The sequence below is a fragment of the Corallococcus terminator genome (assembly GCF_049194865.1).
Lineage (GTDB): Bacteria > Myxococcota > Myxococcia > Myxococcales > Myxococcaceae > Myxococcus > Myxococcus terminator_A.
In genome coordinates this window covers 65,543-80,459 of sequence record NZ_JBLZWL010000089.1, presented here as the reverse complement: position 1 = coordinate 80,459, position 14,917 = coordinate 65,543, and the positions used below count along the sequence as shown (strand labels likewise).

Sequence of the window (14,917 nt, the reverse complement as noted above, 5' to 3'; positions counted from 1 at the left end):
GGTGAGGGGACGCATGCTCGAGAGGAGCGTTGTGACGAGGGGCAAGTGGATGTTGGCGACCGCTTTTGCGGTCGTCCTCGCGGGCGCCAGCAGCAATGGCGCCGAACTGAATACGCTTCGGGACCTGGATGTGTCCCGTACCGGCTCGGGCGCCCAGGTGGTGGTGACCGGAACCCGGCCCCCCACCTTCACCGTGTTCCGGCTGAGTGGTCCGGAGCGGTTGGTGGTGGACCTCTCGTCGGCTGACGCGACGGGTATCAAGGGCCACCACGACGGCTCTGGCCCCGTGGCCGGAGTCGTGGCGTCGCAGTTCTCGGATGAGCGCGCGAGCGTCGGCCGGGTGCTGCTGGCGCTGGACAAGGCGTCGCAGTACGACGTCCGGGCGGATGGCAACCGCGTGGTGATTTCGGTGGATGGCGCGATGCCCGCCGCCGAGGTCAAGCGTCCGGAGCCTGTTGTCGCCACGGCTCCCGCCGCCCCGACGCCCGCACCGGTCGCCGAGGTCAAGCCCGCCGCGCCCGCCGCCGTCATGGTGGCGGAAGCGCCGGCGAAGCCCGCCGCTGAAAAGCCCACGCTGCCAGAGAACGTCGTCGCCGCCGAGGCGGATGAGCGAGAGGTGGCTCAGCCAGCTCAACGCATCACCCAGCTGGCCTATTCCGACGACACGCTTCGCATCCGCGCGGACGGCGACATCGCCCGCTACGAGGTGCTGGAGCTGGCGGACCCGCCGCGGCTCGCGGTGGACCTGTATGGCGTGGGGCTCTCCGCCCGTGCGCCTCGCGTGAATGGCGCGACGTTGAGGGAGGTGCGCGTGGGCGCCCACTCGGACAAGGTCCGGCTGGTGCTCGACGTGCGCGGCAAGATGCCCGCCTACCGGGTGGACCGGGCCGACAAGGGCCTGGAAGTGGTGCTGGGGGGCGCGGTGGCCCGCAAGGCCGCGCCGTCGCCCGCGCCGCAAGAGGTCATCGCGTCGGTGGCCGAAGTAGAGCCGCTGCGCCCCGCGCCCGAGCCGGTGGAGGCGCCCGTCACGGCCTCGCTGGTGGAGGTCAAGGACCTGTCCTTCCAGGAGGGTGGGGCGGGTGGTCGCGTGGTGCTCAAGCTGTCCGGCACGGCCGCCTGGAAGGTGGACCGTCCCGACCCGCGCAGCGCCGTGCTGACGCTGGACAACGCCCGGCTGCCGAAGAAGCTCGAGCGCAGCCTGGACACCAGCGCGCTGGAGACGCCGGTGAAGATGATCAGCGCCTTCAGCGTCCCCGGTGAGGGCCGCAAGGTGCGCGTCGTCGTCGCCGCTGACGGAGCCATCGAGGAGAAGGTCACGCAGAACGGCGGGACGCTCTCCTGGCGCCTGGACGTGAAGGGCGTGAAGACGGACGAGGTATCCGTGGCGCAGCGCACCGCCGGCTTCACCGCCGAGGCGCCCGCCTACGCCGCCGAGGGCGCGCCGCAGCAGGCCCGCTACCGTGGCAAGCGCGTCTCCTTCGAGTTCAAGGACATCGACATCCAGAACCTCCTGCGGGTCATCGCGGAGATCTCCAAGAAGAACGTGGTCGTCGCGGACGATGTCGCCGGTCGCGTCACCATCCGCCTGCGCAACGTTCCCTGGGACCAGGCGCTGGACCTCATCCTGCGCACCAAGCAGCTGGGCAAGGAGGAGTTCGGCAACATCATCCGCATCGCCCCGCTGAAGACGTTGGAGGAGGAGGCCCGGCTGCGTCTGGAGCGCAAGAAGGCGTTCCAGCAGCAGGAGGACCTGCTGGTCAACCTCATCCCGGTCAACTACGCGGTGGCAGCCGAGATGGCCGCGCGGGTGAAGGACGTGCTGAGCGAGCGCGGCAACGTCACGGTCGACACTCGTACGAACGTGCTCATCGTCAAGGACGTGCGGTCCAACACGGAGAAGGCCCGCGCCCTGGTGCGCAGCCTGGACACGCAGACTCCGCAGGTGCTCATCGAGAGCCGCATCGTGGAGGCGAGCACCGCCTTCAGCCGTCAGCTCGGCGTGCAGTGGGGTGGCCAGGCGCGCGCTGCCCAGGCCACGGGCAACCCGACGGGCCTCATCTTCCCGAACAACGTCGCCGTCACGGGCGGCTCCGTGGGCACGGCCGCGGGTCTCCCTGCCGCGCCGAACTTCGCGGTGAACCTGCCGGCGTCGGTCGGTGAGAACGCCGGTGGTGCGCTCGGGTTCGTCTTCGGCTCGGCTGGCGGCGCACTGCAGCTCAACCTGCGGCTGTCCGCTGCGGAGAACGAGGGCACGGTGAAGACCATCTCCGCGCCTCGCGTGACGACGCTGGACAACAACACCGCTCGCATCAGCCAGGGTGTGTCCATCCCGTTCAGTCAGACGTCGGCCGGTGGTGTGAACACGACCTTCGTGGAAGCCCGCCTGTCGCTTGAGGTGACGCCGCACATCACCCAGGACGGCAGCATCCTGATGTCCATCAACGCGTCCAACAATCAGCCGGACCAGTCCAACACGGGCGCGAACGGTCAGCCGTCCATCCAGCGCAAGGAAGCCAACACGCAGGTGCTGGTGAAGGACGGGGACACCACGGTCATCGGCGGCATCTACGTCCGCCGTGGCGCCACCACCACCAACGCCGTGCCCTTCCTCTCGAAGATTCCGGTGCTGGGGCTCCTGTTCAAGAACTACTCGGAGCGGGATGAGCGTCAGGAACTGCTCATCTTCATCACGCCTCGCATCCTCAACCGGCAGACCATTGCGCAGAGCCTGTAAGGCATCGCGCCTCTTCATTCAGGAGAGCGTTCGCTCATGAAGCCCATCTATCTCGCCACGCTGCTGGCGCTCGGCACGGTGTCTTGTGTCGACAACCTCCCGAAGCTCCAGATTCTCCAGGCCGCTCCACCCGAAGAGGACTGCAATGTTCCTGATGACGTGGCGTTGCTGAGCGGCTCGTTGAACCTCGCGCTGGCTGGTGACTACACCTCGGGGTTCATCGTCACCTCCAACCTGGCCGACACGCCCATCGTCCTCGGTGAGGCGCCGCTCTCTGATACCGACTCCACCGCCGTCTATCTCACCGAACTCGAGCTCAGCTATCAGACGGAGCCCGAGCTCAACATCCCCAGTGCGACGGTTCCCATCTACGGGACCTTCCGTGGCAATGAGGATGGTTCCATGGTGCTCGGCCTGTTGACGCGCGACGCGCGGAACGCGCTGCTGTCCGCGACCGGGGGAGGAGGCTCCGTTGTCGATGTTCTCGTGACTCTGCGGGTCCGAGGACACACGGTTGCTGGCGGCGACGTGGAGACGAACGAAATTTCCTACCCGCTGGTCGTGGGCTTCGCCGAATTCAAGTGCCCGAAGATGGGCGATATCCACGGCCCCAGTTTGGGGCCGTGTGACCCGCGTGGGCAGAATGGTGCTGTCCCCGAGTGCGTGACGCCCTGAGCGGCGCCGCTGCCCAAGAACGCTGAGAGCCCATGTCCTTTCGCACGCACCTCGAGTCAGTGGTCAACCAGGTGGAAGGAGCCCTCGCCTGCAGCGTGATGGGCTTCGACGGCATCTCCGTGGACACCTTCCAGCGCGAGGAGGCCAGCGAGCTGGATTTGAGCGGTGCCTGGGTGGAGTACGCCAACATCCTCACGCAGCTGCGCAACGCCGCGGAGACGCTCAGGACAGGCACCGTCAGCGAGGTCAGCGTCAACAGCGAGAAGGTGCTGACGGTGATACGGTTGGTGTCACCCGAGTACTTCCTGGTGCTGGCGCTGCGCGCGGACGGCAACTACGGAAAGGGCCGCTATGTGCTGCGCGTGACGGCCCCCAAGGTGAGCGCGGAGCTGTAGCCGCGCCCGCTGTAAACCAGTCGTCCAGACGACGCGCCGCTCCGCTGGTTTCCCCTTCCCATGGAAGGGGGCATGGGCTAGACACCCCCGACTTTTCAAGCTTCCGTAATTTCGAGTCTGAAGGAGTCGGTCCCCATGGCCGGTGTCATCGATACGTCCGAGTTTCACAACAACATGAAGATCGAAATCGACGGTGAGCCGTTCGTCATCGTCGAGTTCCAGCACGTGAAGCCGGGCAAGGGCTCCGCCTTCGTCCGCACCAAGATTCGCAGCCTCCTCTCGGGCCGCGTCCTGCAGCCCACGCTGAAGTCCGGCGACAAGGTGGGCAAGCCGGACATCGAAGAGAAGGACATGCAGTACCTGTATGTCCAGGGCGACGACTACTACTTCATGGACAAGCGCGACTTCGAGCAGACCTTCATCAGCGAGAAGGCACTCGGCGACGCGAAGAACTTCCTGAAGGAGAACATCGACGCCACCATCCTGTTCTGGAACGGGAAGGCGATTGCCGTGACGCTGCCCAACTCGGTGGACCTCAAGGTCACCAAGTGCGACCCGGGCGTGCGCGGCGACACGGTGTCCGGTGCGCTGAAGCCCGCCACGCTGGAGACCGGCTTCGAGGTCTACGTGCCCCTGTTCATCAACGAGGGTGACGTCCTGAAGATCGACACGCGCGACGGGGGCAAGTACCTGACTCGCGTGGCCACCGCGGGCTAGCGCAGACTCCGCTCGGAGGGACGCGAGAATGGCAACGAAGCGCAAGTCGACCCGGGCGTCCGCGCCCACCAGCGCGCCCGCTCCGGCGAGCGCGCGAGACGCCGGCAACACGTCCCTGGACGTGGAAGCCCTGCGGGAAATCGTCAACATCCTGGAGGCCTCGGACGTGACGAGGCTCGTGTGGAAGCGCGGGGAAGAGAAGCTCTTCATCCGCCGTGGCCACGCCCCGGAGACGACCATCGTCCACCACTCGGCCCCCTCGGCCGTCCAGGTGGGTCCGGCCGTGGAGTACTCGGCTCCGTCGGCGCCCCGCGCCGCTCCTGTCTCCTTCGCCCCTGCTTCCGTGGCCGCGGCCCCTGTCGCCGAGAAGGCGCCGGAGAAGCCCGGCCACGTGGTGACCAGCCCCTTCGTCGGCACCTTCTACCGGACGCCGGCGCCGGATCAGCCTGCCTTCGTCGACGGGGGTTCGGTGGTGAAGAAGGGCCAGGTGCTCTGCATCATCGAAGCGATGAAGTTGATGAACGAAATCGAGTCCGAGGTGTCCGGCCGCGTGGCGGAGATCCTCGTGGAGAACGGTCGCCCGGTGGAGTTCGGCCAGGCGCTGTTCCGCATCGAGCCGGCTTGACGCGGCGCGCGCGCCTCCGCATCCAGCGGGGCGCGCGCCCGAGCCGACCGTTTCAGGAGACACCCCCGTGTTCAAGAAGGTGCTGATTGCCAACCGCGGGGAGATTGCCCTGCGGGTCATCCGCGCCTGCCGGGAGCTGGGCATCGCCACGGTGGCGGTGCACTCCACGGCGGACGCCAACGCCCTGCATGTCCGCTTCGCCGACGAAGCGGTCTGCATTGGCCCTCCGGCGTCCAAGGAGAGCTACCTCAACGTCCCGCAGCTGCTCTCCGCGGCCGAAATCACCCGCGCGGACGCCATCCACCCCGGCTACGGCTTCCTCTCGGAGAACGCCGAGTTCGCCGAGGTGTGTGAGAACTGCAAGATCCGCTTCATCGGTCCGCGCCCTGAGATGCTGCGGATGATGGGCAACAAGGTCCGCGCGAGGCAGGCGGCGCGCGAGGCGGGCATGCCACTGCTGCCCGGCAGCCCCGGCACCGTGAAGGACCCCCGCGAGGCGGAGGCGTTCGCCCGGGAGATTGGCTTCCCCGTCATCCTCAAGGCCGCCGCCGGTGGCGGTGGCAAGGGGATGAAGATCGTCCGCGAGCCGAGCGCGCTGGCCCAGGCGTTCTCCACCGCGCAGGCGGAGGCGGTGGCCTCCTTCTCCAACGGCGACCTCTACATCGAGCGGTACGTGGAGAAGCCGCGCCACATCGAAATCCAGATCGTCGCCGACGAGCACGGCAACGTCATCCACCTCAATGAGCGCGAGTGTTCGGTGCAGCGCCGGCACCAGAAGCTCATCGAGGAGAGCCCGTCGCCCGCGCTCACGCCGGAATTGCGACAGCGGATGGGTGACGTGTCCATCGCGGCGATGCGCAAGCTGCGCTACAACAACGTCGGCACCATCGAGTACCTGCTGGACGAGCGCGGCGAGTTCTACTTCATGGAGATGAACACGCGCATCCAGGTGGAGCACCCGGTGACGGAGCTCGTCACGGGCATCGACCTGGTCCGTGAGCAGATCCGCATGGCCTACGGCCACCCGCTGCGCTTCAAGCAGGAAGACATCCAGATGCGCGGGCACGCCATCGAGTGCCGCGTCAACGCCGAAGACCCGATTACCTTCGCCCCGTGGCCCGGGAAGATTACCGGCTACAGCGTCCCGGGTGGCTACGGGGTGCGCGTGGACTCAGGCGCCTACGAGAACTACACGGTGCTGCCGTACTACGACAGCCTGCTGGCCAAGCTCATCGTCCACGCAGAGGACCGCGAGACGGCCATCCGCCGCATGCAGCGCGCGCTGGGGGAGTACGTCGTGGAAGGCATCCGCACGAACATCCCCTTCCACCGCGCGGCGCTGGCGGACGAGTCGTTCCAGGAGGGCAACTACGACACGCGCTTCGTGGAGCGGCTCCTGGCCAGCGAGACGGGTTCTCGTCGGCTGAAAAAAGCTGTTGAAGAAACGCCGTAGCACACGTCCGCCTACGTGGCGTTCCCGCCCGTGGGGCGGGCATGCGAGCAGGTGAGCTGGCTCTGGGGGAAGCCGGGCTGTTTCTTGACCCGCGTTGGAGGATTCCGTTAGCCTCCGCCTCTCCCCCTTTTGAAGATAGAAACCCGCGAAGTTCCAAGGGGTTTCGGCTTTCCGGAAGCCCACGCTCGATGGACAAGAACAAGATCATCGAAGCCGCCGCGAAACTTGTCGCGAAGGGCGCGTACGACAAAGCCATCAAGGAGTACCAGAAGGTTCTGGAAGTGGATCCGAAGGACATCCGGGTCCTCCAGAAGATGGGCGAGCTGTACGTCAAGAAGAACGACAACGCCCAGGCGGCGCACTTCTTCACGAAAGTCGCCGAGAGCTACTCCTCCGACGGGTTCTTCCTCAAGGCCGTCGCCCTCTACAAGCAAGTCCTCAAGCTCAACCCGAACCTGCTGGAGGTGAACCTCAAGCTGGCGGAGCTTCACCAGCAGCTCGGGCTGATGTCGGAGGCGATGGCGTACTTCCAGATCGTCGCCAACCACTACGACAAGGCGGGCGACACCAAGTCGTCGCTCGATACCTTGAAGAAGATGGTGGATCTCGACCCGGAGAACGTGGCGTCGAAGATCAAACTCGCGGAGCTCTACGCCCGCGAGAACATGACGCGCGAGGCCATCCAGGAGTTCAAGCGCGCCGCCGAATACCTCAAGCGCAACAGCCGCGGTGACGACTGGGCCCGCGTGGCCGAGCGACTGTCCACGCTCGAGCCGGACAACCTGCCGCTCGCCAAGGAGCTGGCCTCCTCGTACTTGCAACGCGGTGACCAGAAGCGCGCGCTCGCGAAGCTGCAGGTGTGCTTCAAGGCGGATGGCCGCGACGTGGAGACGCTGTCGCTCCTGGCGCAGGCCTTCCAGGGCCTGGGGCAGACCTCCAAGACGGTGTCCGTCTACAAGGAGCTGGCGAAGATCCACCAGGAGCGCGGCCGGCAGACCGAGTCCGAGGCTGTCTGGACGCAGATTGAAGTGTTGGATCCGCAGGACCCGGATCTGCTCGCGCGCCGTGCGCCCGCGCCGGCCCCCGCCGCGCCGCAGCCCACGCCCGCCGCGGCGCCGCAACCCGCCGCTCGCGCCGCGCCGCAGCCCACGCCCCAGGCCGCTCCGGCTCCCGTGGCGGCGCCGCCTCCACAGCAGCAGCCGGGCGGACTGGCTCGCGAGCAGCTCTCCAAGCTGCTCACGGAGACCGACGTCTACGTGAAGTACGGGCTCCACGACAAAGCCCTGGAGCACCTGCGCAAGGTCTTCTCCGTGGACCCGGAGAACCTGGATGCGCACGAGAAGGCGTACCAGATCTACGTCGCGTCCGGGAACACGGCGCAGGCGTCCGAGCAACTGCTGAACGTGCTGCGGCTGTGCACGCGCGCGGCGGACTCGACGCGCGCGCAGCCGTACCTGGCGACCATCCTCCAGCAGAACCCCTCCCATCCCGAGGTGCCGGCGTTCCTGTCGGTGCTGCGCGTGGAGGGCCCGGTGGCGGTGGCACCGTCGGCCACGGTGGTGGAGTCGGTGGGCGAGGACGCCATCCTGGTGGACTCCAGCGACGACGAGGTGCTCGTCGCGCCGCCCCCCGAGGACGCGCTGCTGCACCCGCCCGGCGATGAGCTGGCGCTGGCAACGCTGCCCTCGAGCGACTCCGACGAGGTCATCGACGACGAAGGCGACGCCACCGTCGTCAGCGAGGAAGCGCTCGTCGGCGAGGCCATCACCTCGGGTGAGCACGACATCTTCGACACGCCCGCGCCGGAAGACCTGGCCTCGGACTCCGCGGACGAGACGCTCGTCTCCGGAGACGACGACGGGCTGATGCTGACGGACGAGCCCGGCCTCGACTCCTCGGAGGACGAGCCCCTCGTCGAGTCGGCCGACCTGGACGCGTCGTACGCCAGCGACGAGAGCATGTCGCTGGGCGACTCGGACGACGAGGCCACGTCGTCGTCGATGGCGGCGCTGTCGCTCGGAGACGAAGACGAGCCGCCTCCGACGATGGTGCGCGCTCCCACGCGGGCCCTGCTCCAGGAGGCCGCGCCCAACACGCGCAAGCAGCCGGTGTACGTGGAAGAGGCCCCGCTGGACGTGGACGAGATGCCCACGCGCGTGGGCATTGCTCCGCTGGATGCCTCCATGCTTGACGAGCTGGAGGAGGCACCGGGCTCGGACATGCCCTCGCTGGGGGATCCGTTCGAGGAGGAGGAGCCCACCGCCTCGCACGCCATCGTGTCGCTGGACGACATGCCGACGGAGGACCCGGAGACCGACTTCGGCTCGGAGCCTCAGGTCGAGTCCGACTTCCAGTCGGTGGATGACGCCGAGTCCGACTTCGATTCGGAGCCTCAGGTCGAGTCCGACTTCCAGTCGGTGGAGGAGCCGGAAGAGGCCTCCGCCGAGCTGGTCGCCGATGGCGCCACCGAGGGTGACGAGGAAGAGCCCGCGGTCGAGGAGTGCGACGAGGCCGCCTTCTTCCTGGACCAGGGCCTGCTGGAAGAGGCCCGCGAAATCCTGGAGACGGTGGCCATTGCCTTCCCGGGCCACGCGCGCGCCACCGAGCTGATGGAGCGGCTGGAGGCGATGGAGGCCAGCGGTGGGGCGGCGCCCGAAGAGGAGCCGCTGGAGCCCATCTCCGTGCCTTCCGTGCAGCCGGTGACGGATGCCGGCGCGGAGCGAGACGCGTTCGACCTGGCGGCGGAGCTGGCTGGCGAAATCGACAACCTGGGCGACGACACCGTCGCTCCGGCGCCCGCGGAAGAGGATTTCCAGTACTCGGTGGAGGAGGTGTTCTCCGAGTTCAAGAAGGGCCTGGCCAAGGTGGTGAAGCCCGAGGACGTGGACACCCACTACGACCTGGGCATTGCCTACAAGGAGATGGGCCTGCTGGACGACGCGCTCCACGAGTTCGAGGTGGCCCGGCAGGGCTCCGCGGGCACCAAGCGCGAGGTCGACTGCCTCACGATGATGGGCATGCTGCACCTGCTGCGTGGCGACGGAGGCTCCGCGGTGGAGACCTTCCGTGAAGGGCTCGCGAACCCGTATGCCACGGGTGAGGCGGCCAAGGCGCTCGGCTTCGAGCTGGCGCTGGCCTACGAGGCCAATGCCGAGCCCGGCAAGGCGCTCCACCACTACCAGCGGGTGGCGGCGATGGATGCGAAGTACCGCGACGTGGGCACGCAGGTGTCCCGCCTCGCGGCGAGTACGGAGCCGGAAGACGACCCCCTGCCGACCCCGGCCCCCGCCGCGGTGAATGGCGCCAGGTCTCATGGCGCCGCGCCCGCAACGGCGGTGGCGAGTCCCCCAGTGCCAGCGGCCGGCGCCCCCAAGGCGCGCAAGGTCGGTTACGTGTAGTTGCCCCCGAGGTCCGGCGAGCCCATGACGACCTACCTCGATTTCTTCGACCTCACGCAGGAGCCCTTCTCCAACGCTCCGGTGAGCCGCTTCTATTACAACTCGGCGCAGCACTCGCAGGCGCTCACCCGTCTGATGCACGCGGTGAGCTACATGAAGGGCCTGTCCATCCTCGTCGGCGACATCGGCGCGGGGAAGACGACGCTGGCCCGCCGCATGCTCGACTCGTTGCCCGAGTCCGAGTACGAGGCCGCGCTGCTGGTCATCATCCACTCGGGCATCACCGCCAACTGGCTCTTGCGGCGCATCGCCCTGCAGCTGGGCGTGGAGAACCCCGCGCAGGAGAAGCTGGCGCTCCTGTCGCAGCTCTACCAGCGGCTCCTGCAAATCTACGAGTCCGGCAAGAAGGCCGTCGTCCTCATCGACGAGGCGCAGATGCTGGAGACGCGGGAGTTGATGGAGGAGTTCCGCGGCCTGCTCAACCTGGAAGTGCCGGAGCGCAAGCTCATCTCCTTCGTGTTCTTCGGCCTGCCCGAGATTGAGAAGAACCTGAAGCTGGACCCACCGCTCGCCCAGCGCGTGGCCATGCGTTACAAGCTCGAGCCCTTCACCGCCGAGTCCACCGAGGCCTACATCAAGCACCGCCTCCGGCTCGCGGGCTGCCCGCGCATGCCGTTCTCCCCCGAGGCCCTGCTGGCGGTGCACGAGCACTCGTCCGGCTCGCCGCGTGTCATCAACACGCTGTGCGACAACGCGCTCTTCGAGGCCTTCCTCGCGCGCGCCGAGACAGTCTCCGCGGAGCTGGTGCATCGCATCGGAAAGAACCTGGGACTCCAGGGCATCAACGCGGCTGCTCCCGGAGCGAGCGAGCGAGCGAGCACCACCCCGGCGACGAATCTGCCCCGAGCGTCGAACAACAAGCTCGACCTCGCGGAGATAGACCGCTACCTCGAAGGGCTGGGTAAGCTCTAGGGGCTTTGGCGACACAGAGCCGCAACGGTGCGCTTCGAGCGCTGCTGCTCGTGCTCCTCGTTCTATCGGGGAGTGTGCTCGCGTTGCGCATGCCCGAGACGTGGGAGGTGGCCTGCACCGTCGCGCGGCGGCACCTGCCTGACGTGCTCGGGCTGGACGTGGGCATTGGCCGGTGTGAGTTGGATCCACTGGGCTCGCGCGTGGTGGTGCACGGCCTCTCGCTCTTCCTTCCAGGTGAGGACACGCCGCTGGTGGCGGCGGACACCGCGGAGGTGCAGTTCGGCTTCCTGCGTCCCTTCTCCGGCCGGTTGACGCTCGCGCTGGTGCGCGCCGAGCGGCCCCGCGTGACGCTGGATTTGTCCCAGCCCTCGGCGGAGCCGGCGAAGAAGTCGGAGGGCTGCTTCCTGGACCCGTTGGAGCGGGTGAGGATTTCTCACCTGGACATCACCGGCGCGGAGCTGCGCCTGGCGCTGCCCGAGGGCCGGCGCGTCGAAGTCGCCGACCTGGACGTGCGCTGGACGGAGCGTTGGGGCGTCATCGAGCTGGACGCGGAGGCCCGTCGTGGCCTCGTGCGGCTGGGCCCGGACGGCAAGGAGCTGGCGCTGCAGCGGCTGGCCTTCGCCGGCGCCGTGGACCCCGACGAGGCGCTGCTGGAGCTGGAGCGCGCGGAGGTGTCACTGGATGACATCAGCACCACGGTGTCGGGGCGCGTGGACTCGCTGTGCCAGCCGCACCTGGCGCTGGATGCACAGGTCTTCCTCCCGCTGCGCACGCTGTCGCAGGCGAAGCTCCTGCCGAAGCCCGCGACGGGACACCTGTGGAGTCGCGTGTCCATCGCCGGCAAGGCGGAGTCGCCCGCGGTGTCGCTGGAGCTGTCGGGCAACGGGCTGGGCTACGACAGGTATGGCCCGGTCAACATCTCCGCGCGCCTGTCGTACTCCGGTGACGAGCTTCGGGTGGAGGAGGTGGTGGTACCGGTGGGAGCGGGCCGGGTGCGCGCCACGGGCAAGCTGGGGCTGACACCGCTGTTCCCCCTGGAGGTGACGCTCAAGACGGAGGACGCGTCGCTGGCGCGCATCCTGGACAAGGCGGGCATCAAGGGCGCGTGGGTGGACTTCCCGGCCTCGCTCGACGCGCAGCTCACGGGCAACCTGTTGCCGCGCTTCTCGCTGTCGGGGCCGTTGGACTTGCGCACCGGCCGCTTCACGCTGGCCACGCGCGCGTACGACGCACCGTCGTCCGACGGCATCACCATCCTGGAGTTCGACAAGGGGCGCGCGCAGGCGCAGGTGAAAATCCAGGCGGACCGGGTGTCGTTCAACCACGTCTCCGCGGAGGTGGGCCGCTCGCGCGTCCAGGGCGACGTGGGGCTGCTCATCGGCAACGGGCTGGGGCTGGACATCCACGGCAAGGGCGAGCTGGAGCTGGCGGACTTCGGCCACATCGCGGGGCTGAAGTGGGCGGGGCGGGGTAACGCCACGTACTCGATTACGGGGCCCGTCTCGGCGGTGAAGGTGGAGTCCGGACTGTCGTTCCGTGACTTCGTCTTCTGGAGCTTCTCGATGGGGGTGTTGCAAGGGAAGCTGAACTACTCCGACGGGGTGCTGGCCTTCCCCTCGTTCACCGGCCAGAAGGGGCGCACGCAGTACTACGGCAAGGCCGCCGTGGGCTTCGGACGGTTGCTCAACCTGAAGCTCGAGGTGAATGTCCCGCAGGGGCGCACCGAGGACCTGGTCGACGTGGTGGCGGGCCTGACGCCGTCGCTGGCGGTGATGCAGGGCACGCTGGGCGGCACGGCCTCCGGCCGCGTGGAGATAGACAGCCCCATCGAGCGGCTGGAGGGGCTGGTGGCCTTCGACGTGAAGGACACCACGTACTACGGCCGTCGCCTGGGAGATGGCTCGGCGCGGCTGCGCTTCGTGGACGGCAAGGCGATGGTGCTGGAGCGCACGGAGCTGCGCGGCCCGTTGGGGCGCACGTGGGCCGAGGGCACGCTGCTGTTCGCTGGTGGGCTGGACTACCGCTTCGGCGGTGATGGCCTGTCGCTGGCGGAGACGGTGGAGCCGGAGCTGGCGCGGCGCATGGGCATCCAGGGGACGATGGTCATGGACGGCGTCGTGTCCGGCACCTCCGACGTGCCCGTCGTCGACGTGACGCTGCGCGCCCCCCGCGTGACGTTCGCCGACCGCAGCCTTGGGGCCATGGACCTCACCGGACGGCTGGTGGGCAAGGACCTCGAGGTCTGGGGCCGGCCCTTCCAGGACGCCAACGGGCGCGTGAAGCTCAAGGTCCAGGACTCGTGGCCCTATGACGCGTCGCTGACGCTGTCGCTGCCGGAGATTCGTCCGCTGCTCCCCTCGGAGCCGTTGTGGGCCGGCGTGTCCGGCGCGGTGTCCGGTTCGCTCACGGCCAAGGGCCCGTTGATGGAGCCCGAGGCGGCGCACCTGCGCGCGACGGTGGACAAGCTGGTGCTGTCACGCGACGACGTGCGCGGCGAGAACACGGCGCCCATCGCCCTCTCGTACGAGAAGGGGCGGATGGAGGCGCAGCCGTTCCGCTTCCTCGGGCCCTACATCGACTTGAACCTGGGCGGGTGGATGACCACTCGCGGCGGCATCGCCTTCACCCTGCGCGGCGGTGGGGACCTGCGCCTGCTGGAGTCGCTCATGCCGGCGATGGTGGAGCGCTCCACCGGACGCGTCACGGTGGACGCGGAGGCCACGGGCACGCTGGACGCCCCCTCCGTCGTGGGCAGCGCGGAGCTGTTGGACTTGCGCCTCGCCATGAGGGACTTGCCCATCAACATCCGAGGCATGTCCGGGCGCGTGGAGCTGACGGGTCAGCGGGTGCTGCTCGAGCACCTCCAGGGGCTGCTCAACGAGGGGCGCATCTCCGCGCGCGGAGACGTGCGGCTCGCGCGCTTCATGCCGCAGCGACTGGGCCTCACGGTGCAACTCGACGAGGTGCCCTACCGGCTGACGGAGGACCTGCCGGCGACGTTCTCCGGCTTGCTCCAGGTGGTGGGGCCGCCCCGTGGCTTCACCGTCACGGGTGGCATGGACATCGTCAAGATGCGCTACCAGAAGGCGCTGGACGTGGAGTCCCTGCTCAAGTCCATGCAGAAGCGCGCCAACGCGGCGTCCTCGTCGGCGAACGCCGTCACCGGCGAGCAGCAGAAGCCCTGGGTCATCTGGGATGTGAACGTCCACTTCGGGGACGTGCGCGTGGACAACAACCTGGCCAAGGCGCGGATGCTGGGCGATGTGCGGCTGACGGGGACGGACCTGCGGCCGGGCCTGCTGGGCCGAGTGGAGCTGGCCGAGGGCAGCCAGGCGTTCTTCCGCAACAACCCCTTCACCATCAGTCAGGGTCAGCTCGAGTTCCAGGACCCCACCAGCCTGGAGCCCGTCTTCGAGGTTCAAGCCCAGACGCAGGTGCGCGAGTACGTGGTGAAGCTGCACGCCTTCGGCAAGCCCACGGACCCCCAGGTGCTCCTGTCCTCGGAGCCGGCCCTGGTGGAAGGTGACATCGTCTCCCTGCTGACGCTGGGCTTCACCTCGTCGGACCGGGACACGGCGGCGTCGGCGGGGGCCGGGCTGGCGGCCGAGGCCCTCTTCAACGTGTCGGGGCTGGACCGGCAGGTCCAGCGGTTCCTCCCCAGCAATCCGGTGCTGAGGGATTTGTCCCTCCAGATTTCCACGACCTACAACGACGCCACACGTCAAGCGGAGCCGACCGCGCAACTGGAGTCGAAGTTCCTCAGCGAGCAGCTTAAAATCGGTATGACTCAACCGGTGAGTGGGCGAGGAACGCGGGCGCGTGCCGAGTACCGCTTCGACGACAGACTTTCCGCGCAGGCCCAGTGGGACAACGAGAACAGCGAAGCCTCGTTCGGCAACCTCGGGCTCGAGCTGAAGCTCAGCTGGGAGGTCGAGTAGCCCGCGCCGC

The 14,917-nt window shown here is 68.1% G+C and carries 9 protein-coding genes; all 9 read left to right on the top strand.

The features are described from left to right. The first annotated feature begins 13 nt into the window (after positions 1 to 13). The 9 genes from ACN469_RS27575 to ACN469_RS27535 all read left to right on the top strand — a co-directional run bounded on the left by ACN469_RS27575 (position 14) and on the right by ACN469_RS27535 (position 14,907). Positions 14 to 2,734: a type IV pilus secretin PilQ gene (locus ACN469_RS27575; protein WP_498772428.1), complete on the top strand. Its 2,721-nt coding sequence runs from the start codon at positions 14 to 16 to the stop codon at positions 2,732 to 2,734. Between the two features lie 36 nt (positions 2,735 to 2,770). Further along, positions 2,771 to 3,409 (top strand): hypothetical protein, encoded by a 639-nt coding sequence (locus tag ACN469_RS27570; protein WP_498772426.1) that lies wholly within the window; start codon positions 2,771 to 2,773, stop codon positions 3,407 to 3,409. A gap of 32 nt (positions 3,410 to 3,441) precedes the next feature. Continuing rightward, on the top strand, positions 3,442 to 3,804 hold the full coding sequence (locus tag ACN469_RS27565; RefSeq protein ID WP_498772424.1) for a roadblock/LC7 domain-containing protein: 363 nt from the start codon (positions 3,442 to 3,444) through the stop codon (positions 3,802 to 3,804). Between the two features lie 135 nt (positions 3,805 to 3,939). Beyond that, complete coding sequence (gene efp / locus ACN469_RS27560; protein WP_498772422.1) at positions 3,940 to 4,521, top strand: elongation factor P; 582 nt, start codon at positions 3,940 to 3,942, stop codon at positions 4,519 to 4,521. A gap of 28 nt (positions 4,522 to 4,549) precedes the next feature. Continuing rightward, positions 4,550 to 5,146, top strand: a complete 597-nt coding sequence (gene accB, locus ACN469_RS27555; protein ID WP_498772419.1) for an acetyl-CoA carboxylase biotin carboxyl carrier protein — start codon at positions 4,550 to 4,552, stop codon at positions 5,144 to 5,146. A 67-nt stretch (positions 5,147 to 5,213) separates the two neighbouring features. After that, the gene (accC, locus tag ACN469_RS27550) at positions 5,214 to 6,599 is read left to right on the top strand and encodes an acetyl-CoA carboxylase biotin carboxylase subunit (protein WP_498772417.1); all 1,386 of its coding nucleotides are present in this window, start codon (positions 5,214 to 5,216) and stop codon (positions 6,597 to 6,599) included. Positions 6,600 to 6,787: 188 nt separating this feature from the next. Next, the gene (sgmX, locus tag ACN469_RS27545; RefSeq protein ID WP_498772415.1) at positions 6,788 to 9,997 is read left to right on the top strand and encodes a type IV pili formation protein SgmX; all 3,210 of its coding nucleotides are present in this window, start codon (positions 6,788 to 6,790) and stop codon (positions 9,995 to 9,997) included. 24 nt (positions 9,998 to 10,021) lie between these two features. Then, positions 10,022 to 10,969, top strand: a complete 948-nt coding sequence (locus ACN469_RS27540; protein WP_498772413.1) for an ExeA family protein — start codon at positions 10,022 to 10,024, stop codon at positions 10,967 to 10,969. A 5-nt stretch (positions 10,970 to 10,974) separates the two neighbouring features. After that, positions 10,975 to 14,907 (top strand): translocation/assembly module TamB domain-containing protein, encoded by a 3,933-nt coding sequence (locus tag ACN469_RS27535; RefSeq protein WP_498772411.1) that lies wholly within the window; start codon positions 10,975 to 10,977, stop codon positions 14,905 to 14,907. Positions 14,908 to 14,917: the final 10 nt, after the last annotated feature.

Bases quoted from the DNA above. Each gene is read 5' to 3' on its own strand.
- ACN469_RS27575 (WP_498772428.1), top strand. From the start codon at position 14: ATGCTCGAGAGGAGCGTTGTGACGAGGGGCAAGTGGATGTTGGCGACC.
- ACN469_RS27570 (WP_498772426.1), top strand. From the start codon at position 2,771: ATGAAGCCCATCTATCTCGCCACGCTGCTGGCGCTCGGCACGGTGTCT.
- ACN469_RS27565 (WP_498772424.1), top strand. From the start codon at position 3,442: ATGTCCTTTCGCACGCACCTCGAGTCAGTGGTCAACCAGGTGGAAGGA.
- efp (WP_498772422.1), top strand. From the start codon at position 3,940: ATGGCCGGTGTCATCGATACGTCCGAGTTTCACAACAACATGAAGATC.
- accB (WP_498772419.1), top strand. From the start codon at position 4,550: ATGGCAACGAAGCGCAAGTCGACCCGGGCGTCCGCGCCCACCAGCGCG.
- sgmX (WP_498772415.1), top strand. From the start codon at position 6,788: ATGGACAAGAACAAGATCATCGAAGCCGCCGCGAAACTTGTCGCGAAG.
- ACN469_RS27540 (WP_498772413.1), top strand. From the start codon at position 10,022: ATGACGACCTACCTCGATTTCTTCGACCTCACGCAGGAGCCCTTCTCC.